The sequence below is a fragment of the Streptomyces sp. NBC_00523 genome, from assembly GCF_036346615.1.
Classification (GTDB): domain Bacteria; phylum Actinomycetota; class Actinomycetes; order Streptomycetales; family Streptomycetaceae; genus Streptomyces.
Map to the genome: position 1 here is coordinate 3,197,817 of NZ_CP107836.1, position 24,722 is coordinate 3,222,538.

The following is a 24,722-nucleotide window of genomic DNA, read 5'->3' on the forward strand; positions in this document are numbered from 1 at the left end:
GTCCCGCCGGGGTTCATGTGCGCGGGAACGCGTGCCGCCGGCCCTTGGCGACAACGGCCAGCGCGGCCGCCCCGAGCACGGCAGCCGCGGCGGCGACCGCGTCCGCCCCCGCGTGGTCGAGCAGGAGGCCGCCGACGACGCCCCCGAGGGCCATCGCCGCGTTCCACAGGGTGACCAGGACGGCCTGCGCGGTGTCGGCGGCGGCCGCGCCGTGCCGGCCGGCGGCCCGCCCGGCCGCGGTCTGCAGCAGGGTCGGCGCGCCGCCCCACCCCAGGCCCCACAGGACGGCGGCGGCCCAGACGACCGGGTGCGCCCCGGTGACGGCGAGGGCCGCGGTGGCGAGGGTGAACAGCGCCGCACCCGCCACCATCAGGGCGCGCGGCCGGCGGTCGACATGGCGCCCGACGCCCCAGATGCTCAGCAGGGACGCGGCCCCGAAGACCAGGAGCACCGCGTCGGTCCGCTGCCCGAGCCCCGCGTGCCGCAGGTAGGGGGCGACGTACGCGTAGACGACCGTGTGCCCGAGGACGAAGAGCGCCACCGTCACCATGACCGCCGCGACCCCGGGCACCGCCAGGGTCCGGCGCAGGCCGGGCCGGTCCCCGCCCGCCCCCTCGGCGGCGGGCCGCCCCACCGCCGGGACGGACGCGCCGATCCAGCCGAGGACGGCGAGGGTGGCCAGCGAGACGGCGCCGAACGCGGCCCGCCAGCCCACCTGTTCGCCGATCAGGGTGCCGGCGGGGACGCCCAGGGACAGCGCCACGGGGATGCCGGTCATCGCGACGGCGATGGCGCGCCCCTCCGATCCGGCGGGCGCGATGCGGCGGGCGTACCCGGCGAGGATCGCCCACGCCAGACCGGCGGCCACCCCCGCGAGGAACCGGGCCGCGAGCAGGACGGCGTACCCCGGCGCGAGGGCGGTCAGCGTGTTGGCCACCAGGAAGACGGCCATGGCGCCGAGCAGCAGGGGCTTGCGCGGCACGGGCGCCGTCGTCCGGGCGAGCGGGATCGCGGTCAGGGCCGTACCGGCCGCGTAGACGGTGACGGACTGGCCGGCGGCGCCCGGGCCGACGTCCAGGGAGTCCGCCATCCCGGGCAGCACACCGGCGGGCAGGGTCTCGGTCAGGCTGGTGATGAAAACGGCGGTCGACAGGGCGAGGAGCGCAGGCCAGGGCAGGCCGCCCTGCCCTGTACGACGCTCCGCCTCGGAGGGCGTGGTGGTCATGGCGGCATCCTGAAACGTTCACATCGGTGTGATGGTCAAGCCGTCAGGTCCCCAGTAGCTTCGGCGGGATGAGGATCGGTGAACTGTCACGCCGCACGGGCACGTCCCGCCGTCTGCTGCGCTACTACGAGGAGCAGCGGCTGATCGTCCCGGACCGGGGGCCGAACGGTTACCGCGAGTACGACGAGCGTTACGTGGACCGGGTCAACCAGATCCGCGGCCTGCTGGACGCGGGGCTTCCGACGCGCATCATCAAGCAGATACTCCCGTGCCTGGACAAGCCCCGCTCGATCCACTTCCCGGACGCCACACCGGAGATGCTGGCCCTGCTGACCACCGAACGGGACCGGCTCAGCGAACGGATCGACGTCCTCGTCCGCAACCGCGACGCGATGAGCGAGTACCTGGCGGAGGTCGCCCAGTGCCGCGCGCCGACGACTTAGGACCGTCAACAACGCGCCCACCTGCGGTCATGTGCTCGAAGGACACCTGTAGGCCAGCCGGATCCGGCCATTCAATGGCCGAAGAGTGATCTTCAGTCGGCCCGCCCGCCCTGCCGATGCAGGAGGCACCGCCCTCCCGAAGGAGGCTGCCATGGGCGACACACTCCTGATCCTGTCCATCCCCGCGCTGCTCCTCGCCAGCGGCCTCCACACGGCCGCCAGCACCTGGTGGCGGCGCAGGCATCCCGCGCCGCCGTCCCCGTACACCCAGCAGGCCGCCCGGCTGGCCGAGAGCCGGGAGCGCACCTAGGATCTCGCGTCGTGGCCGGTCACGAAGGGCCCCGGCGCGACACCCGGGGCATCGTCGACGCGCCCGAGCTGTTCGCGCACGTACAGTTCCGGCGCCGCGAGCCCGCGCCCGGGCTGCGGCGCTATCTGGAGCACTACTGGCTGATCGACTGGGACCTCTCCCAGCCGTACGCCTCGCACCTCGTCCCGCACCCGAGCGTCAACCTCGTCTTCGAGCGGTACGCGGGCTGCGGCGACGAGGACGCGGGATACGCCGAGGTCTCGGGCATCGGCCTGGAGCTGTTCACGCAGAAGCTGGAGGGGCGCGGGCGGGTCTGCGGGGTGCAGTTCCGGCCGGGCGGCTTCCGGCCGTTCGCGCCCGGGGTGCCGGTCTCGCGGTGGACCGGCCGGCGGCTCCCGGCGGCCGACGTGTTCGCGCCACCAGCGCCGCCCGCGCCGCTCACGCCGCCCGCCGCCGTGCTGGACCCGGCGGACGAGGACGACCGGGTCGCCGCGCTCGACGCGTATCTGCTGGCGCTCGCCCCCGAGCCCGACCCGCGCGCCGACCGGGCGATGGCCCTGGTGGACCTGATCCGCACCGACCGCACGGTCCTGCGCGTGGACGGACTCGCCCGCGCCGAGGGGGTGTCGGCGCGCTCGCTGCAACGGCTGTTCGCCGCGTACGTCGGGGTCGGCCCCAAGTGGGTCATCCTGCGCTACCGCATCCACGAGGCGCTGGAACGCGCCGGGGCAGGACCGGACGTGGACTGGGCGGGCCTCGCCGCCGACCTCGGCTACAGCGACCAGGCGCACCTGGTCCGGGACTTCACGGCCACGCTCGGCGTCCCGCCCACCGCGCTGGGCGCCCGCTGAGACCCCCGTTGTCAGTGCCGCGTCCTACAGTGCGGTCATGGCCGATGTGAAGCGCACCACACCCTCATCCGTACGGCTCGAACCCTGGTCGGACGACGACCTGGACCTCCTCCGCCGCGCCAACGCACCGGAGCTGATGGACCATCTGGGCGGGCCCGAGACGGAGGAGCAGCTGATAGCGCGCCATGCCCGTTACGTCGCGCTCAGCGCCGACCGGACGGGCCGGGGCCGGATGTTCCGCGTCGCCCTGGCCGGCGAGGCGGAGGCCGCGGGCACCATCGGGTTCTGGGAGCGGCCCTGGCGGGACCAGGAGGTGTACGAGACGGGCTGGACGGTCCTGCCGGAGTTCCAGGGCCGGGGCATCGCCTCGGCCGCGACCCGCGCGGTGGCCGACGCGGCGCGCGCCGAGCACAAGCACCGCTATCTGCACGCCTACCCGTCCGTGGAGAACGGCCCCTCGAACGGCGTCTGCCGCAAGGCCGGCTTCACGCTGCTCGGCGAGTGCGAGATCGAGTACCCGCCCGGCCACCCGCTCCTCACCCACGACTGGCGGCTGGACCTGCACCCGGACGCCTGACGCCGGGGGCGGATTTATGGGTTTGACGGGTGCTGCCGCCTCCTGGATATTTACCTGCGTCGCGCAACCTATGCGCGGCGCACTCAACCATGCCCCGAGGAGACCCATGCCCACGCTCGTCACCGGATGCCGCGGCCGCGTCGGCGCCGCGCTCACCGCCCTGCTCCACCAGGGCGGCCACCCCGTCCGCGCCGCCTCGCGCAAGGCCGCCGAGCTGACCCCGCCGCCCGGCGTCCCCGCCGTGACCTGCGACCTCGGCGACCCCGGCACGTTCCCCGCCGCCCTGGAGGGCGTCGACTCCGTCTTCCTGTACGCGGAGCCCGCGCACATCGACGCCTTCCTGACCGCCGCCCGGGCCGCCGGAGTACGCCACATCGTGCTGCTGTCCTCCAGCTCGGTCCTGGTCCCCGATCCGGCGGCCAACCCGATCGCCGCCGCGCACCACGCGGTGGAGCAGGCGCTGCTGGCCTCCCCGCTCACCGCGACCCTGCTGCGCCCCGGCGCCTTCGCCACCAACGCCTACGGGTGGTCGGAGGCCTTCCGCTCCGGGCGCCCCGTCGACCTGCCGTTCCCCCGCAGCGAGGGCAGCCCGGTCCACGAGGCCGACCTCGCCGAGGCCGCCCTCGCCGCGCTCACCGACCCGGCCCTCCAGGGCGCCGCATACCACCTCACCGGCCCCGCGTCCCTCAGCGCCGCCGAGCAGGTCCGCGTCCTGGCCGACGCCTCCGGCACCCCGGCCGCCGTCCACGAGGTGAGCCCGGCCGCCTGGAAGGAGTCCATGGCGTCCTACATGCCCGCCGAGGTCGCCGACGGGCTGCTCGCCTACTGGGCGGCCACCGACGGCATCCCCGCCGAGGTGGCCGACGGGGTGGAGAAGCTGACCGGCCGCCCGGCCCGCCCCTTCGCCACCTGGGCCGCCGAGCACGCCGCCGCCTTCCGGCCCTGAAAGCCGCCTCCGCCCCTGAAATCCGCAGGCGGCGGGCCCGCCCCCGATGGCATCCTGACCGGGTGAACGGACCGGAGATCCACCTCGAAGTCGCCCCCGCGCTCAGGCTCTTCGTGGCCCACGGGCGCCGGCAGGGGCGGACGCCGGTGACCACCGACGGCTCGTCCACGCTCGGCCATGTCGTCGAGTCCCTGGGCATCCCTCTCACCGAGGCCGGCGAACTCCTCGTGGACGGCCGCCCCGTCCCCGCCTCGCACATCCCGGCCGCCGGGGAGCTGGTCGAGGTCCGCCCCGTGCCCCGGCCGCAGCACGTGCCGGGGGCGCCCCTGCGCTTCCTGCTCGACGTCCACCTCGGGACCCTCGCCCGGCGGCTGCGGCTGCTCGGCGTCGACGCCGCGTACGAGAGCGAGGACATCGGCGACCCGGCCCTGGCCGCGCTCTCCGCGAAGGAGCGGCGCGTGCTGCTCTCCCGGGACCGGGGGCTGCTGCACCGCCGGGAGATCTGGGCGGGGGCGTACGTCTACAGCGACCGGCCCGAGGAGCAGCTGCGGGACGTCCTGGAGCGGTTCGCCCCGGCGCTCGCCCCGTGGACCCGGTGCACCGCGTGCAACGGCCCGCTGGCGGCGGCCGACAAGGACACGGTCGGCCCGCACCTGGAGCACGGGACGCGCCGTACGTACGACGTGTTCGCGCAGTGCGTGGAGTGCGGGCGGGTCTACTGGCGGGGCGCGCACCACGCCCGCCTGGAGGCGATCGTCGCGGAAGCGGTCCGCGACTTCGGCCCGGTCGCGGGCTGAGGCCGGGACCCGTCAGGCGTCGCCCTCCCGCAGCCGCGCGATCTGCGTCGTGCTCAGCTCCACCGTCCGCCGCATGTGGCCGAGCAGCAGGGCCACCTGATCGTCGTCGTACGCGTCGAACAGCGCGTCCCAGCCGCCGTTCAGCCGCTTCCACACCGCGCCGAACTCCGCCATGCGCTCGGGCACCGTCGCCACGAGCACCCGCCGCCGGTCCGCGGTGTCCCGCGCCCGGGTCACGTAACCCGCCCGCACCAGGCGGTCCACCAGCCGGGTCGCCGAGCCGGTGGTGAGCCCGGTCAGCTCGGCGACGCGGCCCGTGGTGACGGGCGCCGCCTCCAGGCTGAGCAGGTTCAGGCACTGGAGGTCGGTCGGGTGCAGCCCCAGCCGGTCGGCGACGGCCTGGTTGAACAGCGCGTACGCGGCCATGTAGCGCCGCGACACGACGGACATCTCGGCCAGCAGGGTGCTGCGGCGGGGGGACGGCTTCGGCGGCATGCGGAGAGTGTACGAAGGCCGGGGTCGCTGCTCAGAACACGTACGGGTCCCCCGTGGCCAGGGCCAGCACCTCGTGCTCGTTGTTGCCGGCATCCCGGTCCGCCGTCCCGCCGTTGTACGCGGTGCCGACCCGGACGACCACCTCGTCGGGCAGCCCGGCCAGCCGGAGCCCGAGCGCGATCCGGTGTTGCTGACGGCCGTCGGCGCGCAGCGGGCCCGTCCGGCACAGGACGGTCTGCGGGTCCTCCTGGAGGCAGTCCCCGGGCAGCTCCTGCCGGCCGGCCAGCGGCACGGAGACCCGGAGCCGCACGGTCGCGTCGGTCACGTCCGACGGCCCCCGGTTCTGGCTGTGCAGCCGGATCGTGAGCGTGTCGCCCCAGAGCACGACGTGCCCGTGGTGCGACACGTCCGCCTCCGGCCCGGTGCTCCGGACCACGGGCGCGCCGTGCGCCGAGGCCGTTCCCCCCGCGAGCGGCACCGCGGCCGCCACCATCGCCGCCGCAGCGGACACCCCCAGCAGAGCCCTGCGCGTCAGAAACATGCCCTGAAGATACCGATCACCCCGAATTGAACATATTTACCGACCGGTTCGGCGCGTCTCGCGGCGCGCCGCCCATGACACCCTGCTCCCATGTCCGTGCTCCGCTCCCTCGCCCTGTTCGTCCTCGCCGCGCTCTTCGAGATCGGGGGCGCCTGGCTCGTCTGGCAGGGCGTGCGGGAGCACCGGGGGTGGGCCTGGATCGGCGCGGGGATCATCGCGCTGGGCGCGTACGGCTTCGTGGCGACGCTTCAGCCGGACGGCGAGTTCGGACGGGTGCTCGCGGCGTACGGCGGGGTCTTCGTGGCGGGCTCGATCGCCTGGGGGATGGTCGCCGACGGCTACCGGCCGGACCGCTGGGACGTGACCGGCGCGCTGATCTGCCTGGCCGGGATGGCCGTGATCATGTACGCCCCCCGCAACCACTGACGCCGGTCCGACCTGCCTATCCTGGCCCCGTTCGACCGTACCGTTCAGCCGTCCGAGGAGAGCCCGACCATGGCCGCAACCCCCATCGCCGTCGTCACCGGAGCGAGCAGCGGCATCGGCGCCGCGACCGCCCGGCAGCTGGCGGCCTCCGGCTACCGCGTCGTGCTCACCGCCCGCCGCAAGGACCGCATCGAGGCCCTGGCCGCCGAGCTCACCGAGGCCGGCCACCAGGCGACGGCCTACGCGCTGGACGTCACCGACCGCGCGGCGGTGGACGAGTTCGCCACCGCGTTCCGCAGCCTGGCCGTCCTGGTCAACAACGCGGGCGGCGCGCTCGGGGCCGACCCGGTCGCCACGGGTGACCCGCAGGACTGGCGGCAGATGTACGAGACGAACGTCATCGGCACGCTCAACGTCACCCAGGCCCTGCTCCCCGCGCTCACCGCGAGCGGCGACGGCACGGTGGTCATCCTCTCCTCGACGGCCGGCCTCTCCACCTACGAGGGCGGCGGCGGTTACGTGGCCGCCAAGCACGGCGAACACGTCCTGGCCGAGACCCTGCGCCTGGAGATCGTCGGCACCCCGGTCCGCGTCATCGAGATCGCCCCGGGCATGGTCAAGACCGAGGAGTTCGCGACCACCCGCTTCCGCGGCGACGCGGACAAGGCCGCCAAGGTCTACGCGGGCGTCGAGGCCCCCCTCACCGCCGACGACGTGGCCGACACGATCAACTGGGCGGTCACCCGCCCCAGCCACGTCAACATCGACCTCCTGGTGGTCCGCCCCCGCGCCCAGGCCAGCAACTCGAAGGTGCACCGCACGGCGTGAGGACAGCGGGGCCGGGACACCCCGGCCCCGGCCTCAGCCCTTCACGCAGATGACCTGCTTCAGCTTGGCGACGACCTCGACCAAGTCGCGCTGCTGGTCGATGACCTTCTCGATCGGCTTGTAGGCGCCCGGGATCTCGTCCACGACCCCGGAGTCCTTGCGGCACTCGACACCCCGCGTCTGGTCCTCCAGGTCCTTCGTGGAGAACCGCTTCTTCGCCGCGTTCCGGCTCATCTTGCGGCCGGCGCCGTGCGAGGCCGAGTTGAAGGACTTCTCGTTGCCGAGGCCCTTCACGATGTACGAGCCGGTACCCATGGAGCCCGGGATGATCCCGTAGTCGCCGGTGCCGGCCCGGATCGCGCCCTTGCGGGTGACGAGCAGGTCCATCCCGTCGTACCGCTCCTCCGCCACGTAGTTGTGGTGACAGGAGATGACCGGTTCGAAGGTGACCTTGGCCTTCTTGAACTCCTTGCGGACGACGTTCTGGAACAGCGCCATCATGACCGCGCGGTTGTGCTTCGCGTACTCCTGCGCCCAGAACAGGTCGTTGCGGTACTCGCGCATCGGCTCGGTGTCCGCCAGGAAGACCGCGAGGTCACGGTCGACCAGGCCCTGGTTGTGCGCAAGGCCCTGCGCCCGGCCGATGTGGAAGTCGGCCAGTTCCTTGCCGATGTTCCGCGAGCCGGAGTGCAGCATCAGCCAGACGGAACCCGCCTCATCGAGACAGAACTCGATGAAGTGGTTGCCACTTCCGAGCGTTCCCATCTGCTTCGTGGCGCGTTCCTGACGGAACTTGACCGCTTCGGCCACCCCGTCGAACCGCGACCAGAAGTCGTCCCAGCCGCCGGCCGCCAGGCCGTACAGGCCGGACGGGTCGACCGGGTCGTCGTGCATGCCCCGGCCGACCGGGATCGCCTGCTCGATCTTCGAGCGGAGTCCGGACAGGTCGCCGGGGAGGTCGTTCGCGGTCAGCGACGTCTTCACCGCGGACATGCCGCAGCCGATGTCCACGCCGACCGCCGCCGGGCAGACCGCGCCGTGCATCGCGATCACCGAGCCGACCGTGGCGCCCTTGCCGAAGTGGACGTCGGGCATGACGGCCAGGCCCTTGATCCACGGCAGTGTGGCGACGTTGCGCAGCTGCTGCATCGCCACGTCCTCGACCGACGCCGGGTCGGTCCACATCCGGATGGGAACCTGCGCACCCGGTACCTCTACATACGACATAGCTCCTCGATCCCCCCGAAAAAGTCTGAAAGCGCAAAACCGGCGCCAAGATCGGCAAATGAGTCGGCCGACCGGCGTTCACAGCGGCGCGTGCGATACACATTGTGTCCACCGGCCGCCATCGGGCGGCAACCGTTTTTCGCACGAAGGGAGCCCAGGACCGTGCGACGAATGGCGTACGCGACCGGCGCCGTGCTCATCGCGGCGCTCGCCGCCGGCTGCACCAGCGACACCGGAAGCGGCGAACCCGCCCCCGACAGCAAGCCGGGCACCCCGACCGTCTCCGCCGCGCCCCCGGGCAAGTACCGCACCCTTCCCGACGCCTGCCGGGCCATCCCGCAGGCCACCCTCAAGGACCTCCTGCCCGGCACCGCCGACATGCCGGAGGCCCAGCAGGACAAGGTGTTCGAGGGCACCCCCACGGTCACGTACGACACCGACCGGCGGATCGGCTGCCGCTGGAAGACCGACGTCCCCGAGGGCACCCGCAGCATCCACCTGGACTTCGAGCGCGTCGTCTCCTACGACACCTCCGTGAGCGACGACGACCGCGCCCGCGAGGTGTACGCGAAGAAGGAGACCGCCGCCGACCTGCCCGACACCGCACTGCCGCCGGAGACCCCCGACGCCTCCTCGTCCGGCTCCGGCACCCCGGACGCGGGCACGGAGAGCGCCGACGGCTCCGAGGACACGGACGGCGCCGAGGGCTCGGACGGCAAGGGCGCGACCGGCGACACCACCTCCGGCAGCCCCGCAGGCAGCCTCCAGCCCCGGCTGCTCGACAAGCTGGGCGACAGCGCGTTCCTGGACGACGCGCTCAGCCGGGCCGGCGCCCCCGCCCGCCACCGCACCGTGAGCGTGGTGTTCCGCACATCCAACGTCATCGTGACCGTCGAGTACACCGCCCAGCCGACCATGCCCACCGAGGTCCCCGACAGCCAGGAACTCCAGGAGAAGGCCCAGGCACTGGCCCGTCAGCTGGTCGATTCGTTCAACGGCTGACGCCGCCGGCGCCCCGCCCCGGCCGCCCGCGCGCCGCTCCCCGCGCCCGCCGGTGAAGGCGGCATCCGGCCGCCGTCCGTCGTACCGTGGCCCTCCGGAGCCACCACCGTCCCCCGACCGCCGCGCCATCCGAGTGAAGGAACCATGCACCGATCAGCCCCGCGACTCACCCGCATACTCGCCTGCGCCGCCGTCCCGGTGATGCTCGTCGTCGCCGGCTGCTCGTCGGACTCCGGCGACAAGAAGGAGACGGACTCCTCCGCCTCCGCCACGCCGGACGCGACGAAGTCGGAACCGGCCGTCGAGGCAGCGAAGTTCGCCGAGCTGCCCGATCCCTGCCAGGCGGTCGAGGCGAAGACCGTCAAGTCCCTGGTCCCCTCCGCCAAGAGCAAGAACGGCACCCGCAGCAAGTCCAGCGACGCGTCCGTCCGCGGCGGCTGCTCCTGGAACGGGCTGGCCGACAAGGGCGTCAAGGGCTCCCAGTACCGCTGGCTGGATGTCGGCTTCACCCGCTTCGCCTCGGACCAGACCCTGGGCAGCGGGGCCGCCCGCGCGGGCGACGAGTTCGACAAGCAGGTCAAGAAGACCGAGGCGGCCGACGGCGTGAAGAACATCGCCACCGGGTCCGTCAGCGGCATCGGCGACCAGGCGACGAAGATCACGTACGACCAGTCCAAGACGGACGAGGACTTCCGGTTCGCGACGATCGTCGCCCGCACCGGGAACGTCGTCGTGGTCGTCAACTACAACGGCGCGGGTTACGCCGGTTCGAAGACGCCGGACGCCGAGACCATCCTGAAGGGCGCCACGATGGCCGCCAAGGACGCGGTCGTGGCCGTCGCCGAGGCGAACGCCAAGACCGACGCGTCCCCGAAGGCGACTGACAAGGCGTCCGACGACTCCGCCAAGAAGCCGTCCGAGAAGCCCAGTTCATCGGCCAAGTCGAAGTCCTCGGACTGACGCAGGAGGCCGCCCCGGCCCCTCCCCCCGCGACACCTCTCGCACACATGTGCCAGGCTGTGCCCGCCGGAAACAAGCCACCGGCGACAGGAACAGGCGAGGGACAAGGGAACAGGGAGGGGATGGGGGGTGGCTGCGATGCAGCTGACGCGCACGCATCGGGTGCTGATCGGTCTGGTCGTGGCCGGTGCGGTGCTGATCGCCGCGATCGGCTTCGCCGGTTCGTACGCCGCGGTGCGCGAACTGGCCCTGAGCAAGGGGTTCGGGGACTTCTCGCTGGTCTTCCCGATCGGCATCGACGCGGGCATCTGCGTCCTGCTGGCCCTGGACCTGCTGCTCACCTGGCTGCGCATCCCGTTCCCGCTGCTGCGCCAGACGGCCTGGCTGCTGACGGCCGCGACGATCGCGTTCAACGGCGCCGCCGCCTGGCCCGACCCGCTCGGCGTCGGCATGCACGCGGTCATCCCCGTCCTCTTCGTCGTCTCCGTCGAGGCCGCCCGCCACGCGGTGGGCCGGATCGCGGACATCACGGCCGACAAGCACATGGAGGGCGTCCGCCTCACCCGGTGGCTGCTCTCGCCGGTCCCCACCTTCCGGCTCTGGCGCCGGATGAAGCTGTGGGAGCTCCGCAGCTACGAGCAGGTCATCAAGCTGGAGCAGGACCGCCTGATCTACCAGGCCCGCCTCCAGGCCCGCTACGGCCGCGCCTGGCGCCGACGCGCCCCCGTCGAGTCCCTGATGCCGCTGCGCCTCGCGAAGTACGGCGTCCCGCTCGCCGAGACCGGCCCCGCGGGTCTGGCCGCCGCGGGCATCGAACCCGCACTCCTGCCCCCGGCCCCGGAGCCGGTGGCCCCGCAGCCGGTGGCCCCGCAGGCACCGCCCGCCCCCGCCGTGGAGACGGCCCAGCAGCACCCGGAACTGCCGCAGACGGCGACCCCGGAGGAGCCGCAGCAGGCCCCCGGGCACCCCGCCGCCGACGAGAACGACAACCCCTGGTTCCCGAAGCAGGCGACCGCCAAGGTGTACGAGGGCACCTACGACCCGGACTTCGAGGTCGAGGGCCCGGTCCCGCACCAGGTCCCCTCGGGCCCGAACGGCCGCACCCGCCCACTGGGCAACGTGGGCACGGTCGGCAGCACCGTCCCCGGCGAGCGGCCCGAGCAGATCCCCGTAGCGGAACCCCTGCCGGAACCCCTGCCGGAACCCCTGCCGGAGCCCGCGCAGCAGTGGACGCAGCAGGACGAGGAGTTCGCCGAGATCGCGTACGAGGTGTTCTCGGCGTTCATCGCGGAGAACAACGACTACCCGAGCGTCGCGGTGCTCGACATACACCTCTCGGACGGGCACAACGTCCGCCACCCGCGCGGCGAGGCGCTGCTCCGGCAGCTGATGCCGGAGTTCAAGCGGCGCTTCCACGCGGAGCTGGAAGCCGACCACATCGCGTAACCCCGCAACGCAACGCACGAGGGGCCGCCTCCCACCCGGGAGACGGCCCCTCGTGCGTGTCCGTACCTACGCGCCCAGCAGGCGGCGCACCCGGTCCGCCCCCACCGCGAGCAGCAGCGTGGGCAGGCGCGGGCCCGTGTCGCGGCTGACGAGCAGCCGGTAGAGCAGGGCGAAGAAGGACCGCTGGGCGGTCTTCAGCTCGGGCGTCGGCTTGGCGTCGGGCTCCAGGCCCGCGAGGACCTTCGGCACGCCGTAGACGAGCGTGGTCAGGCCGTCCAGGGACCAGTGCGTGTCCAGGCCCTCCAGGAGCAGCCGCAGCGACTCGCGGCCCTGCTCGTCCAGCGAGCCGAGCAGCTCCTTGTCCGGCTCGTCGCGCACGACGGTGCGGGCCTCGGCCGGGACCTGGGTGGTGATCCAGCTCTCCGCGCGGTCGAGGCGCGGGCGGGCCTCGTCCAGCGAGGTGAGCGGGTTCGCCGGGTCCAGCTCGCTGAGGATGCGCAGCGTCTGGTCCTCGGCGCCCGCGGTGATGTCGGCGACCGAGGCGAGCGTGCGGTACGGCAGCGGGCGCGGCGTGCTCGGGAGCTCACCGGCGGCGGTGCCGATCGCGCGGGCGTACGCGGCGGCGTCGGCCGGGAGGACCGTGCCGTCGGCGACCTTGCGGGCCAGCGAGTCCCACTCGTCGTAGAGCCGCTGGATCTCCTGGTCGAAGGCGATCTTGAAGGACTGGTTGGGCCTGCGGCGGGCGTAGAGCCAGCGCAGCAGCGGGGCCTCCATGATCTTCAGGGCGTCGGCCGGGGTGGGCACGCCGCCCTTGGAGGAGGACATCTTGGCCATGCCGGAGATCCCGACGAAGGCGTACATGGGCCCGATCGGCTGGACGCCGTCGAAGATCTCGCGGACGATCTGGCCGCCGACGACGAACGAGGAGCCGGGCGAGGAGTGGTCGACGCCGCTGGGCTCGAAGATCACGCCCTCGTAGGCCCAGCGCATGGGCCAGTCGACCTTCCAGACCAGCTTGCCCCGGTTGAACTCGCTGAGCCGGACCGTCTCGGCGAAGCCGCAGGCGGTGCAGGTGTAGTTCAGCTCGGTGGTGTCGTCGTCGTACGAGGTGACGGTGGTGAGGTCCTTCTCGCAGTTGCCGCAGTACGGCTTGTACGGGAAGTAGCCGCCGGAGCCGCCGCTGCCGTCGTCCTCGCTGGCCGCGCCGGAGCCGGCCTCGGCCTCCAGCTCGGCCTCGTCCACCTTCTTCTGCTGCGGCTTCTTGCCGCCCTTGCCCGCGGCCGCCGGGTCCTTCTTGGTGCGGTAGCGGTCGAGGACGGCGTCGATGTCCGCGCGGTGGCGCATGGCGTGCAGGATCTGCTCGCGGTAGGTGCCCGCGAGGTACTGCTCCGTCTGGCTGATCGGGTCGTACTCGACGCCCAGCTCGTCCAGGGACGCGGTCATGGCGGCCTTGAAGTGCTCGGCCCAGTTCGGGTACGCGGACCCGGCCGGGGCGGGCACCGAGGTCAGCGGCTTGCCGATGTGCTCGGCCCAGGACGCGTCGACGCCGGGGACGCCGTTCGGCACCTTGCGGTAGCGGTCGTAGTCGTCCCAGGAGATCAGGTGGCGCACGGTGTGGCCGCGGCGGCGGATCTCGTCGGCGACCAGGTGCGGGGTCATGACCTCGCGGAGGTTGCCCAGGTGGATCGGGCCCGACGGGGAGAGGCCGGAGGCGACGACGACCGGTTTGCCAGGCGCACGACGCTCCGATTCGGCGATGACCTCGTCCGCGAAGCGGGAGACCCAGTCGGTCTCGGTGCTGCTCTGACTCTGAGCCACGGTCGGCACGTCCTTCTCTCGTGTAGGACTCATAGGGGCGCCGCCCATTCTCCCAGGTGCGGGCCGCAGCACGAAAACGGCTTTACGCCCCGTGGGATACTGGACCGATCCTCAGTCCTCTACGGAAACGGCAGCCAGACTCATGGCCTCGGTCACTTCCCTCGCTTCCACGCTCCAGCAGCAGCTGGCGGACGCCCTGACGGCAGCACTGCCGGATGCGGGCACCGCCGATCCGCTGCTGCGCCGAAGCGACCGGGCCGATTTCCAGGCCAACGGCATCCTGGCGCTCGCCAAGAAGCTCAAGGGCAATCCGCGCGAGCTGGCCACCCAGGTCACCGACGCGCTGCCGGCCTCGGACCTGATCAAGGACATCGAGGTCTCCGGCCCCGGCTTCCTGAACGTCACGCTGACCGACCGGGCGATCACCGAGACCCTGGCCGCGCGCGCCGCCGACGGCGACCGGCTCGGCGTCCCGGCGAACGAGGCGGCGGGCACCACCGTCGTCGACTACGCCCAGCCCAACGTGGCCAAGGAGATGCACGTCGGCCACCTGCGGTCCGCGGTGATCGGTGACGCGATGGTGCGGATCCTGGAGTTCACCGGCGAGTCCGTGGTCCGGCGCCACCACATCGGCGACTGGGGCACGCAGTTCGGCATGCTCATCCAGTACCTCGTGGAGCACCCGCACGAGCTGGACCACGAGGGCGGCAAGGAGGACGGCGAGGCCGCGATGTCCTCGCTGAACCGGCTCTACAAGGCGTCGCGGGCCCTGTTCGACTCGGACGAGGAGTTCAAGGCCCGGTCCCGGGACCGGGTGGTCGCGCTCCAGGCGGGCGACGCGGAGACGCTGGCCATGTGGCAGCGGTTCGTGGACGAGTCGAAGATCTACTTCTACTCGGTCTTCGACAAGCTGGACATGGAGATCAGCGACCCCGACATCGTCGGCGAGTCCGGCTACAACGACATGCTGGAGGAGACCTGCCGCACCCTGGAGGAGACGGGCGTCGCGGTCCGCTCCGAGGGTGCGCTGTGCGTCTTCTTCGACGACGTGCTGGGCCCCGACGGCAACAAGGTCCCGCTGATCGTCAAGAAGACGAACGGCGGCTACGGCTACGCGGCGACCGACCTCTCCGCGATCCGGGACCGGGTGCAGAACCTCAAGGCGGACGCCCTGCTGTACGTGGTGGACGTCCGGCAGTCCCTGCACTTCAAGATGGTCTTCGAGACGGCCCGCCGGGCGGGCTGGCTGAACGACGACGTGAAGGCGCACCAGCTGGCGTTCGGCACGGTGCTCGGCAAAGACGGCAAGCCGTTCAAGACCCGTGAGGGCGTCACGGTCCGGCTGGAGGACCTGCTGGACGAGGCCGTCGAGCGGGCGACCGCGGTGGTCCGGGAGAAGGCCGGGAAGGTCGGCCTGTCCGAGCAGGAGATCGTGGAGAACGGCCGGTACGTCGGCGTGGGCGCCGTGAAGTACGCGGACCTGTCGACCTCCGCCGTGCGGGACTACAAGTTCGACCTGGACCAGATGGTGTCGCTGAGCGGTGACACCTCGGTGTACCTCCAGTACGCGTACGCGCGTATCCAGTCGATCCTGCGCAAGGCGGGCGACGCGAAGCCGGTCGCGCACCCGGAACTGGAGCTGGCCCCGGCGGAGCGGGCGCTGGGCCTGCACCTGGACCAGTTCGGCGAGGTGCTGGCCGAGGTGGCCGCCGGTTACGAGCCGCACAAGCTGGCCGCGTACCTCTACCAGCTCGCGTCGCTCTACACGACGTTCTACGACCAGTGCCACGTGCTGAGCGAGGAGAACCCGGCCGAGGTGGTCGAGAACCGGCTGTTCCTCTGCGACCTCACCGCCCGGACCCTGCACCGGGGCATGGCGCTGCTCGGCATCCGGACGCCCGAGCGCCTCTGAGGCGCCGGAAGGGGGCGGGCTTTTACGGGGCGGGGCCGTCGCGGCCCCGCCCCTCTCCGCTACTCCGGCCGCCCCAGCGTCCATCCCGATACGTCGGACAGCCTGCCCCGCCACAACGGCAGCCGCAGCGGGGCCACTCCGCCGCAGACGAGGGTCGCGTCCCGCAGGTGGATCCACCGGGGCAGGAACGGCGCGTCCTCCTCGGCCCCCAACTCCTTGAGGCCCTGGTCCACGGTCTCGGGGAACGCCGCGAGGAGGTTCGCCCCTTCGCCCTCGACCTGGCGCAGGCTGCGGGCCCACTCCGCCTTCCACGCTTCATGGCCGATCACGTCGCCGTGCAGCACCCCGGCGGGGACGGCGAGCGTCAGCGGCAGGCCGGACCGGGTCTCCCGGTCCAGGAGCTGGATCAGCAGCTGGAGCTGGAGGTCGGGCACCGGCTGGGTGATCAGGAGTGCGTCCCGGACAGGGTCGGCGGGGTCGGTCATGTGCTGTTCCCTTCGGCCGCAGCCTCTCCGGCGCCCTGATGGGCCGGAATTTCCTTGCCCCGTATGCCCCGAATGAGCGCGCTCAACCGCTGCCCCGCAGAGAGAAAAAGGCTGGATACGCCTGGGACCTGAGGGAATAAGAAGAATTCAGACCGTTCGACGATCATTTCTCCGGGGGCGAAAATGACTGACCTCGATTCCGCGGCGGTGTCTCCCGCGCCGCACACGATGACGCCGCACACGATGACACCGACCGACCCCCCGCCCACCAAGGCGGCCGAGGCCCGGGCGGCCGCCAAGGCATTCGTGGCGACACTGAACCCACGACCGGCGACGACGACCATTCAGGATCTGCTGCTCCTGGTGTCCGAACTGGTGACGAACGCCCTCCGGCACGCGGGCGCGCTGACCGGACTGGCCTTCGGGGCGGACGCCGAAACGCTGTACGTGCAGGTCACCGACCCGAGTTCCGACCGACCGCAGCAGCGGATCCCCGACCTCAGCGGGGGGACGGGAGGCTTCGGCTGGCCCCTGGTGCTGCGGCTGTCCAAGAAGACCGACATCCGCGATCACCCACAACGGGGCAAGGTCATCCTCGTCGCGATGGCGCGCTGACTCACAGGAAGCGGCGCAGCGGCCGTACCGACGCCTCGCGGAGCCGCTGCGCGACGGACCTGCGCCGCCACCTCCGGCCATCGATGCGCTCGCTCGCCTTCAGGTCCTCCGTGAAGTGGGCGTCGAGCGTGGCGGTGAGTTCCCGGTCCAGGACCGCGAGCATGACCTCCTCGTCGTGGTCCAGGGAGCGGCGGTTGATGTTCGTGGACCCGATCAGCGCGGCGACCCGGTCGACGGTGATGATCTTGGCGTGCATCATCGTCGGCTGGTAGTGGTGGATCTTCACGCCGCACGCCGTCAGCTGCTCGTAGTACAGCTGCCCGGCGAGCTGGCAGACCCGCTTGTCGGTGTACGGACCCGGCAGCAGGATCTCGACCTCGACCCCGCGCCGTGCCGCCGCGCACATCAGCTCCACGAAGAAGGCGTCCGGGGCGAAGTAGGCCGTGGCGATCCTGACGCGTTCCTCGGCGGTCTCCAGGACGACCCGGAGCAGGGTCTGCATGTCCTGCCAGCCCACGCTGGCCGAGCCCCGCACCACCTGCACCACGGCGTCGCCCCGGGGCGGGATGTTCCGGAACCGGTCGCGTGCGTCGAAGAGTTCGTCGTGGCACTCCGCCCAGTTCTGCGCGAAGGCCGCGGCGAGTCCGTCGACGGCCGGGCCCCGTACGCGGACGTGGGTGTCACGCCACTCGGTCTCGTTCCGCGCGTCGCCGCACCACTCCTCGGCGATCCCCACGCCGCCGGTGTACGCGGTCTCCTCGTCCACCACCAGAACCTTGCGGTGGCAGCGGTGGTTCTGCTTGAGCGGCGAGAGGTAGAGCGGCTTGCGGAACCACGCGACCTGGACGCCCGCGTCCTCCATGGCGCGCAGCTGGTCCTTCTCTATGAGCCTGCTCCCGAACCCGTCGAGCAGCAGCCGTACGCGGACCCCGGCGCGGGCGCGGTCCGCCAGGGTGGCGGCGAACTCCCGCGCGATGTCGCCGCGCCAGTAGACGAACGTCATCATGTCCACGGTGTGCTCGGCGCGGCGGATGCTGTCCAGCATCGCGGCGAAGATCGCGTCCCCGTTCCGCAGCGGGACCAGCTCGTTCCCCTCGGTGGCGGCGATGCCGATGAGCCGTTCCAGCCGCCGCCTGAGGCGCTGCGCGCGCTCCACGAGGGCGGTGTCGGCGACGGGTGCCGCTGTCCGCAGTTCCGGTCTGTCGTCGGTGCCGCTGGTCATGTCGTCGCTCCTTGAAGAGGGTAGGTGGCCCGGGCCAGAGACCACCTTCCCCGCGACCGGGGCGATATGGCGTACATCGCGCACAGTGAGCGCCCGTACACATAGCTTGTACGGGTCGGGCAGGCGTGAAGCGGGGGCCCGGGTGGGGAGTGGGCACCGTATGCAAAGCAAGAGCCGTCGGCGCAAGGACGCGTCGATCATGAAGATGATGGGCGCGCTCGTCGCCCATTTCCGCCGCATGGGCGGGCTGACGCAATTTCAACTGGCGGACGCGGCCCATGTTCAGCCGGAGACGATCGCGTCGATCGAGCAGGGCCGCCGCAGCCTGGTCCCGGCCCTGGCCCGGACGCTGGACGGGGTCATGGACACGAAGGGGGCACTGCTGACGGCGTTGGACAACCTGCCCGAGATGGACCTCACCCCGGTCTGGGCCGAGGCGTACATGGATCTGGAGAAGCACGCCCTGGCGCTGTCCTGGTACGACAACCAGGTCCTGCCGGGCCTGCTCCAGACCGAGGCGTACGCCCGCGCGGTCTTCCGCAACCGCATTCCGGCCTTCAGCGAGGAGCACATCGAGGAGCAGACGGCCAGCCGGATCGAGCGCCAGGAGATCCTCCACCGCAAGGCGCCGCCGACCATCAGCTTTGTCATCTGGGAGCCGGTCCTCAGGATGCGGCTGACCAGCGACGAGGAGCACCGGGAGCAGCTGCGGCATCTGGTTCGCGTCGCCCAACTCCCGGGTGTCTGCATCCAGGTCCTGCCCCTGGACCGCCGGGCGCACGCGGGGCTCGACGGCCCGTTCATCCTCCTGGAGACACCCGACTACCAGCGCGTCGCGTACTCCGAAACACAGCGCGGCAGCCTGCTGGTGTCCGATCCCGACGAGATCAGCATCCTCTCCCAGAAATATGCGATGCTGCGAGCCCAGGCGCTCACGCCCGAGGAAACTTTGCGCCTGCTGAAGAGCTTGCTGGGAGAGCAATGAGCACTGCACGTACGTGGTTCAAGTCCAGCTACAGCGGCAGCGAAGGCGGCGCCTGCCTCGAAGTCTCTTACGACTGGGTGAAGTCGAGCTACAGCAGCGACGAGGGTGGCGCGTGCGTCGAGGTCGCCACGCACACCGCCGCCGTGCACGTGCGCGACTCCAAGAACCTGGACGGCCCCATGCTCACCGTCGCGCCCACCAGCTGGGCGGCTTTCACCGGGCACGTGGGGCGCTGAACTCGTAACCAATGGGGGCCGATGCCCTCATTGGTCTTGACCAATTTCCTGGAGTATGAGAATCATGGCCGGAGTCGCCACAGAAACTTCATAACTGCTCCGCAGGAGACCCACGCACCATGCGCATACCGACCTCCGCCGCCCTCGCGGCGCTCGGCGGTGCCCTCGTTCTCGGGCTCACCGTCGCTCCGGCCGTCCAGGCCGCCCCCGCCTCCTCGTCAGACTGCACGACCGACGCCTTCGGAATCGCCGGGAAGTACGGCGAGTTCGTCCTCGGGGACGACGTCCACTCCCCCGACGCCGAAGGCGCCGTGGCGGTCGGCGGCAACGCCGACTTCAAGGGCGGGTTCAGTGTCGCCAACGAGCTGACGGCCGCCCAGGTCGACGCGCTGCCCGGCCGGGCGTCGCTCGTCGTGCGCGGCGACCTGGTCAACGGCGGTTCGGCCACCGTCGTCATGAAGGGCAACGCCGTCGTCGGCGGCGAGGTCAAGGACCGCGCGGTCGAGCTGCACAACGGCACCTTCAGCAAGAAGGCCGATCTGATCGACTTCGACGGCGAGTTCGCGAAGCTCCGGTCGTACTCGGACGCGCTGGCCAAGGAGTCGGAGACGTCCGGCGCCAAGGCGAGCCTCGACGGCAACCGGCTGACGCTGACCGGCACGGACACCGGCCGGAACGTGTTCTCGGTCGAGGCGTCGCAGCTGGAGAAGGCCAAGGAGGTCTTCGTCAAGGTCCCGGCGGGCGCGACGACGATCGTCAACGTCACCGGCCAGACGTACGACATGCAGACGGCCGGAACGACCGGCTTCTTCCTCTCGGGCGGTCAGGACTTCGTCCTGGACGACAAGCTCCAGAGCGCAGAGGACGGCGCGGTCCGCGCCAAGCTGCTGTGGAACTTCCCGAACGCCACGAAGGTCGTCAAGAACAGCCAGGCCGCCTGGCCGGGCAGCGTGCTCGCCCCGTACGCGCACCTGGAGCTGGGCACGGCCGCCCCGGTCAACGGCTCGGTGTGGGTGGCCTCGCTGCACGGTTCGGGCGGCGCGGAGACGCACCACTTCCCGTTCACCGGCTGCCTGCCCGAGGTGCCCGGCACCCCGGAGCCGAGCACGACCCCGAGCGGCACGCCCTCCACGACGCCCCCGGCGACGGCCACCCCGTCGGCCTCGGTGCCGCCGTCCGGCGACGCGACCCCGTCCGCCACCCCGTCGGGCACGACGACCCCGGGCGCCCCGGTCCCGTCGCCCAGCCCCTCGCAGCCCGAGGGCGACCTGGCGACGACCGGTAGCGGCAACATGATCCCGATCACCGTCGGAGGCGCCGTGGTCGTCGCCGCCGGTGCGGGCCTCGTGGTCATGGCCCGCCGCCGCAAGCGCGCCTGACCCGCCCCTGAGCGGCACGCGGCCCTCCCCGGGCCGCGTGCCGCTCAGCGCTTTTCCCAGACCGAGGTGTCGTAGCGGTAGTAGTACTCCGGGCGCCCCGCGATGCTGCTCGTACGGAACGGCTTGCCGCCCTCGTCCACGCGCAGCGTGCCCGTACGGCCGCCGCTGGACCAGTCCAGCTCCAGGTACCAGCTGACGTCGTGGCCCTCCACGTGCGCGTCGAGGTCGAAGACCTCCACATCGCTGGACGACACCCGGAACGGGAAGTTCTTCGCGGGCACGGTCTCGTCGCCCTGCTGCCCGGCGACCGGTCTGAGCGCCGGGCGGCTGTCGTCCAGGTCCACGTCGAAGGACTGGGGCTCGATGCCGCTGCCGCACCCCTCGCCCATCGAGAACGCCGTCTGCTGCACGGGCGCCCGCTGGCTCAGCACCTTCACCCGGAGCCCGGTCAGGACGACGGCCTGCGCGGAGGTGCCCTGCACGGTCAGCTCCAGCTTCATGGAGCCCCCGTCCACCCCGCCGAGCGCCCGCGCCCAGCCCCGGGTGCTGTTGGGCGGCGGCGGGGGCGGCACGGTCGCCGGGTCCTGGCTCAGCAGGTAGTACTGCCCGCAGGGCTCCTCCCAGTTGTACGAGCTGATCGTCACCGTGGGCGGCTTCCCCGGCCCGCCCCCGGGCGCGCCGGTGGTGCGCGGGGCGGACGGCGACGTCCGTACGGAGGGACTGGCCGAACCGGCGGTCGCGGAGGCGCTGGGCCGCTTCGATGCGCTGACCGAGGGCGAGGGGCTGTCCGGGGACGCGGAGACGAAGTCGTCCCCGGGCGTCGTGCCGCGCACGGCCGGGGCGCCCCCGGCCGCGTCGGAACCGGTCTGCTTGAGCTGGCCGATGACCACGGCGGTGGGCACGGTGAGCGCGACGACGGCCGCGGCGGCGAGGAGCACCCGCGTACGGGCGGAGGCCCGCCGCCAGCGGGAGGGGGCGGGGTCTTCGCGTACGGGCTCGTGGTCCACGGACGCAGGCTTCACGGCCTCCGGCTCGACGGGCTCGGGTGCCACGGCCTCCGGCTCGACGGGCACCGGCTCCACCGGCACCGGCTCCACGACCGCCGCCGGAACAGCCGCTTCCGCCTTCCCCCGCCCCCGCGCAGCGTCCGCCAGGATCCACCGGCGGTGGACCTCCACCAACTCGTCGGCGGTCGCCCCGCAGAGGCGCGCGAACCGCTCCACGGGCGCGAACTCGCCCGGCACCGCGTCCCCGTTGCAGTACCGGTGGAGCGTCGACGTACTGACGTGCAAGCGGCCCGCGAGCACCCCGTAACTGCGCCCCGAACGGTCCTTCAGTTTCTTCAGCAGGCCCGCTAGTTCCTCGGCCTCCGGCGTCGCCACTGCGGCGTTCCCCCTCCTGGTCCGTCCCGGATCACCGTTCCAGGGACGTGGAATCTGCCCAGGTCACAGTACGCGCAGGCATTCCAGCATCCCCAATGGTGCGGCGGGCGTTGCGGCCGGAATCCGTCGTGCCACAAGCTCGGACCAGACCACAGCGAACACAGGGGCCGACCAGTGCGAACCCTCTTCCGCATCGAACTGACCGATGCGCTGGCGATCGCGGTGCTGATCGTGACGACCGCGATCGTCCTGCTCCTGATCTGCCAGAACTGACCACACCGGCACGACCGGACACACTCACGGGGAGTACCACCATGCGCAGCAACCGCATCCGCACCACCGTTCTCGCGGCGACCGCCGTTCTCGCCGCGCTCTCGCTCACGGCGTGCGGCGGGGCCGACGGCACCGACGCGAAGAAGCCCGCGGCGTCCGTCCAGGCCACCGACGACGCGTCGACGGCCGCGCCGGACAAGGACTCGACGGCCCCCACGGACGCCGAACCGGCCTCCGACACCACCAAGCCCGCCGAGAAGCCCGCCACCCGGCCGGCCGGGAAGCCCGCGGAGTCCGCCGGAAAGCCCGCGTCCAAGCCGCAGCCGAAGCCCAAGTCCCCGGTCACCTGCACCGGCGCGAACACGAAGGTCACCGTCACCAAGGTGACCCGCCCGGTCAACCACCTGCTCCTCACGGTCACCAACACGGGCGACCGCCCCTGCTACGCGTACCACGCGCCGATGCTCCGCTTCGACGGCGCGCAGGCGGTGTTCCGGGTGCTCCAGGACAGCAAGCCGCAGGCCGTGGTGACGCTCGACCCGGGCGAGTCCGCGTACGCCGGGATCGGCCTGACGGGCGAGCCCAACGGCCAGAAGCCGTACCCGAGCAAGCACCTCGGCGTCACCTTCGCCGACCGCAACGACGGGCCCATCAACTCCGCGTCGACCGAACTGACGCTGCCCGCCGGCACCTACTGGGACGACAACGGCTTCGTCACCTACTGGCAGAGCGAGATGTCCGACGCGCTCGTCTACTGACCGCTGAGCTCGAAGTCGAACCGGATCCGATGCGTGCCGTCCTCGTCGACGGCGAGCCCGCCGCCCCCGCCGATCCCGGCGAGGGCGGCGGTCCCGTGACCACCTCGGGCTCGGACTTCAGCGACAGTCGAGGGTCTAGGTACAACAACTCATGTACGGCCGTCGCACACCTGGTGGAATCGTGCCCATGTCACAGACCGATGCTCAGGACGACGAGCAGGACGAGTTCCCCCGGAACCCCTGGATCGCCCCGCTGGCCTCGACGGTCATCACGCTCCCGGCCGCGTTCTACGCGCTCCTCATCAGCATGCTGATGCCGATGGCCTGCGACTCGTGCACGGAAGAGGAGGCCCACCGCTTCGACGCGAGCTTCGGTCCGGCCTTCGTGGTCTCCTGCTGCGGTCTCGTCCTGAGCCTCGGCGTACTGCTCGCGAGCTGGGTGTGCATGCGCAAGAGGCCGGCGGCCTCGGTCCTCCTCGCCGTGGCCGCCCCCATCAGCGTCCTGTTCACCGCGATGCTCTTCATGGGCCTGGTGGACACGCCGTAGGGCGTGCCCGCTCAGCCCCGCAGGCGCTGAGCGACCTCCGTCGCCCAGTACGTCAGGATCTGCTGGGCGCCCGCGCGGCGGATGCCCGTCAGGCTCTCCATGATCGCCGCGTCGCGGTCGATCCAGCCCTTCTCGGCGGCGGCCTCGATCATGGAGTACTCGCCGCTGATCTGGTACGCGGCCACCGGCACGTCCGACACCTCCGCGACCTTCGCCAGGATGTCCAGGTAGGGACCGGCGGGCTTGACCATGACCATGTCCGCGCCCTCTTCGAGGTCGAGCGCCAGCTCGCGCAGCGCCTCACGGATGTTGGCCGGGTCCTGCTGGTACGTCTTGCGGTCGCCCTGGAGCGAGGAGCCGACGGCCTCGCGGAACGGGCCGTAGAACGCCGAGGAGTACTTCACGGTGTACGCGAGGATCGAGACGTCCTCGTGGCCCGTCTGGTCGAGCGCGTCGCGGATGACACCGACCTGCCCGTCCATCATCCCGCTGGGACCGACCACATGGGCGCCCGCGTCGGCCTGGACCTGGGCCATCTCCGCGTACCGCTCCAGGGTGGCGTCGTTGTCGACGCGGCCGTCCGCGGTCAGCACGCCGCAGTGGCCGTGGTCGGTGAACTCGTCCAGGCACAGGTCCGACATGACGATGAGATCGTCGCCGACCTCCTCGCGGACCGCGCGCAGCGCGACCTGGAGGATGCCGTCCGGGTCGGTGCCCGCCGTGCCCCGGCCGTCCTTCTTCTCGTCCAGCGGGACGCCGAACAGCATGATCCCCGAGACCCCGGCCGAGACCGCGTCGACGGCCGCCTTCCGCAGGGTGTCCAGGGTGTGCTGCTGCACGCCGGGCATGGCCGAGATCGCGACCGGGGCGTCGATGCCCTCGCGGACGAACGCGGGCAGGATCAGGTTGGCCGGATCGAGCCGTGTCTCGGCGACCATCCGCCGCATCGCGGGGGTCGTCCGCAGCCGACGGGGCCGCGAGCCGGGGAAGTTTCCGTACACAGTCATCCTTCGAGCGTAGACCCGCGCGCCCCGCG

27 protein-coding genes are annotated in these 24,722 nt (G+C 71.9%); 18 read left to right on the forward strand and 9 right to left on the reverse strand.

Annotation, left to right across the window (positions count from 1 at the left end; translation table 11 throughout):
• Positions 1–13: 13 nt before the first annotated feature.
• Positions 14–1,225, reverse strand: a complete 1,212-nt coding sequence (locus OHS17_RS14370; protein ID WP_330312509.1) for an MFS transporter — start codon at positions 1,223–1,225, stop codon at positions 14–16.
• 68 nt (positions 1,226–1,293) lie between these two features.
• On the opposite strand from OHS17_RS14370, the gene OHS17_RS14375 reads away from it, so the two are divergent.
• The 6 genes from OHS17_RS14375 to OHS17_RS14400 all read left to right on the forward strand — a co-directional run bounded on the left by OHS17_RS14375 (position 1,294) and on the right by OHS17_RS14400 (position 5,149).
• Positions 1,294–1,668: a MerR family transcriptional regulator gene (locus OHS17_RS14375; RefSeq protein ID WP_330312510.1), complete on the forward strand. Its 375-nt coding sequence runs from the start codon at positions 1,294–1,296 to the stop codon at positions 1,666–1,668.
• Between the two features lie 151 nt (positions 1,669–1,819).
• Positions 1,820–1,978, forward strand: a complete 159-nt coding sequence (locus OHS17_RS14380; protein ID WP_330312511.1) for a hypothetical protein — start codon at positions 1,820–1,822, stop codon at positions 1,976–1,978.
• An 11-nt stretch (positions 1,979–1,989) separates the two neighbouring features.
• Complete coding sequence (locus OHS17_RS14385; RefSeq protein ID WP_330312512.1) at positions 1,990–2,829, forward strand: AraC family transcriptional regulator; 840 nt, start codon at positions 1,990–1,992, stop codon at positions 2,827–2,829.
• Positions 2,830–2,866: 37 nt separating this feature from the next.
• Complete coding sequence (locus tag OHS17_RS14390) at positions 2,867–3,406, forward strand: GNAT family N-acetyltransferase (RefSeq protein ID WP_330312513.1); 540 nt, start codon at positions 2,867–2,869, stop codon at positions 3,404–3,406.
• Positions 3,407–3,512: 106 nt separating this feature from the next.
• Entirely contained in the window at positions 3,513–4,352 is an 840-nt protein-coding gene (locus OHS17_RS14395; RefSeq protein ID WP_330312514.1) for an NAD(P)H-binding protein, read from the forward strand.
• Positions 4,353–4,414: 62 nt separating this feature from the next.
• Positions 4,415–5,149 carry a Mut7-C RNAse domain-containing protein gene (locus OHS17_RS14400; RefSeq protein WP_164630736.1) on the forward strand — a complete coding sequence of 245 codons (735 nt, stop codon included), beginning with the start codon at positions 4,415–4,417 and terminating at the stop codon, positions 5,147–5,149.
• A 12-nt stretch (positions 5,150–5,161) separates the two neighbouring features.
• Here OHS17_RS14400 and OHS17_RS14405 read toward each other — a convergent pair whose 3' ends face one another.
• Together OHS17_RS14405 and OHS17_RS14410 are read right to left on the reverse strand one after the other, a co-directional pair.
• Positions 5,162–5,644 carry a MarR family winged helix-turn-helix transcriptional regulator gene (locus OHS17_RS14405; RefSeq protein WP_018104346.1) on the reverse strand — a complete coding sequence of 161 codons (483 nt, stop codon included), beginning with the start codon at positions 5,642–5,644 and terminating at the stop codon, positions 5,162–5,164.
• Positions 5,645–5,675: 31 nt separating this feature from the next.
• Entirely contained in the window at positions 5,676–6,185 is a 510-nt protein-coding gene (locus OHS17_RS14410) for a hypothetical protein (protein WP_330312515.1), read from the reverse strand.
• Between the two features lie 90 nt (positions 6,186–6,275).
• On the opposite strand from OHS17_RS14410, the gene OHS17_RS14415 reads away from it, so the two are divergent.
• Both OHS17_RS14415 and OHS17_RS14420 read left to right on the forward strand, forming a co-directional pair.
• On the forward strand, positions 6,276–6,611 hold the full coding sequence (locus OHS17_RS14415; RefSeq protein WP_164630738.1) for a YnfA family protein: 336 nt from the start codon (positions 6,276–6,278) through the stop codon (positions 6,609–6,611).
• A 69-nt stretch (positions 6,612–6,680) separates the two neighbouring features.
• Complete coding sequence (locus OHS17_RS14420) at positions 6,681–7,439, forward strand: SDR family NAD(P)-dependent oxidoreductase (RefSeq protein ID WP_330312516.1); 759 nt, start codon at positions 6,681–6,683, stop codon at positions 7,437–7,439.
• A gap of 33 nt (positions 7,440–7,472) precedes the next feature.
• On the opposite strand, the gene OHS17_RS14425 is transcribed toward OHS17_RS14420, so the two are convergent.
• Positions 7,473–8,666, reverse strand: a complete 1,194-nt coding sequence (locus OHS17_RS14425) for an RtcB family protein (protein ID WP_330312517.1) — start codon at positions 8,664–8,666, stop codon at positions 7,473–7,475.
• Between the two features lie 171 nt (positions 8,667–8,837).
• On the opposite strand from OHS17_RS14425, the gene OHS17_RS14430 reads away from it, so the two are divergent.
• From OHS17_RS14430 to OHS17_RS14440, 3 genes are all read left to right on the forward strand, one after another.
• On the forward strand, positions 8,838–9,668 hold the full coding sequence (locus OHS17_RS14430; protein WP_330312518.1) for a DUF3558 domain-containing protein: 831 nt from the start codon (positions 8,838–8,840) through the stop codon (positions 9,666–9,668).
• Positions 9,669–9,812: 144 nt separating this feature from the next.
• Positions 9,813–10,628, forward strand: coding sequence for a DUF3558 domain-containing protein (locus tag OHS17_RS14435; protein ID WP_330312519.1), 816 nt, complete (start codon positions 9,813–9,815; stop codon positions 10,626–10,628).
• A 138-nt stretch (positions 10,629–10,766) separates the two neighbouring features.
• Entirely contained in the window at positions 10,767–12,074 is a 1,308-nt protein-coding gene (locus OHS17_RS14440) for a DUF2637 domain-containing protein (RefSeq protein WP_330315256.1), read from the forward strand.
• A gap of 66 nt (positions 12,075–12,140) precedes the next feature.
• On the opposite strand, the gene lysS is transcribed toward OHS17_RS14440, so the two are convergent.
• Entirely contained in the window at positions 12,141–13,901 is a 1,761-nt protein-coding gene (gene lysS / locus OHS17_RS14445; protein WP_330315257.1) for a lysine--tRNA ligase, read from the reverse strand.
• 133 nt (positions 13,902–14,034) lie between these two features.
• Between lysS and argS the strand changes: the two genes are divergently transcribed.
• Positions 14,035–15,804 carry an arginine--tRNA ligase gene (gene argS, locus OHS17_RS14450; protein ID WP_330312520.1) on the forward strand — a complete coding sequence of 590 codons (1,770 nt, stop codon included), beginning with the start codon at positions 14,035–14,037 and terminating at the stop codon, positions 15,802–15,804.
• A 59-nt stretch (positions 15,805–15,863) separates the two neighbouring features.
• Here the strand turns inward: argS and OHS17_RS14455 are convergent, their stop codons facing one another.
• The gene (locus OHS17_RS14455; RefSeq protein ID WP_073865028.1) at positions 15,864–16,289 is read right to left on the reverse strand and encodes a hypothetical protein; all 426 of its coding nucleotides are present in this window, start codon (positions 16,287–16,289) and stop codon (positions 15,864–15,866) included.
• A 243-nt stretch (positions 16,290–16,532) separates the two neighbouring features.
• Here OHS17_RS14455 and OHS17_RS14460 point away from each other — a divergent pair, with 243 nt between their 5' ends.
• The gene (locus OHS17_RS14460) at positions 16,533–16,904 is read left to right on the forward strand and encodes an ATP-binding protein (protein WP_330312521.1); all 372 of its coding nucleotides are present in this window, start codon (positions 16,533–16,535) and stop codon (positions 16,902–16,904) included.
• Between the two features lies 1 nt (position 16,905).
• Here OHS17_RS14460 and OHS17_RS14465 read toward each other — a convergent pair whose 3' ends face one another.
• Positions 16,906–18,126, reverse strand: a complete 1,221-nt coding sequence (locus OHS17_RS14465; RefSeq protein ID WP_330312522.1) for a phospholipase D-like domain-containing protein — start codon at positions 18,124–18,126, stop codon at positions 16,906–16,908.
• Positions 18,127–18,325: 199 nt separating this feature from the next.
• Here OHS17_RS14465 and OHS17_RS14470 point away from each other — a divergent pair, with 199 nt between their 5' ends.
• From OHS17_RS14470 to OHS17_RS14480, 3 genes are all read left to right on the forward strand, one after another.
• Entirely contained in the window at positions 18,326–19,111 is a 786-nt protein-coding gene (locus OHS17_RS14470) for a helix-turn-helix domain-containing protein (RefSeq protein WP_330315258.1), read from the forward strand.
• Positions 19,108–19,347: a DUF397 domain-containing protein gene (locus OHS17_RS14475; RefSeq protein WP_330312523.1), complete on the forward strand. Its 240-nt coding sequence runs from the start codon at positions 19,108–19,110 to the stop codon at positions 19,345–19,347. Before OHS17_RS14470 ends, OHS17_RS14475 begins: the two co-directional genes overlap by 4 nt.
• Before the next feature lie 119 nt (positions 19,348–19,466).
• Positions 19,467–20,726, forward strand: a complete 1,260-nt coding sequence (locus OHS17_RS14480) for a choice-of-anchor A family protein (RefSeq protein ID WP_330312524.1) — start codon at positions 19,467–19,469, stop codon at positions 20,724–20,726.
• Positions 20,727–20,770: 44 nt separating this feature from the next.
• On the opposite strand, the gene OHS17_RS14485 is transcribed toward OHS17_RS14480, so the two are convergent.
• Positions 20,771–22,108 carry a helix-turn-helix domain-containing protein gene (locus OHS17_RS14485; RefSeq protein WP_330312525.1) on the reverse strand — a complete coding sequence of 446 codons (1,338 nt, stop codon included), beginning with the start codon at positions 22,106–22,108 and terminating at the stop codon, positions 20,771–20,773.
• A gap of 314 nt (positions 22,109–22,422) precedes the next feature.
• On the opposite strand from OHS17_RS14485, the gene OHS17_RS14490 reads away from it, so the two are divergent.
• Complete coding sequence (locus tag OHS17_RS14490; protein WP_330312526.1) at positions 22,423–23,139, forward strand: DUF4232 domain-containing protein; 717 nt, start codon at positions 22,423–22,425, stop codon at positions 23,137–23,139.
• Between the two features lie 187 nt (positions 23,140–23,326).
• A complete protein-coding gene (locus OHS17_RS14500) occupies positions 23,327–23,686 on the forward strand; it encodes a DUF983 domain-containing protein (protein ID WP_330312527.1) in 360 nt (119 codons plus the stop codon).
• An 11-nt stretch (positions 23,687–23,697) separates the two neighbouring features.
• On the opposite strand, the gene hemB is transcribed toward OHS17_RS14500, so the two are convergent.
• Positions 23,698–24,693, reverse strand: coding sequence for a porphobilinogen synthase (gene hemB / locus OHS17_RS14505; protein WP_330312528.1), 996 nt, complete (start codon positions 24,691–24,693; stop codon positions 23,698–23,700).
• Between the last annotated feature and the right edge of the window lie 29 nt (positions 24,694–24,722).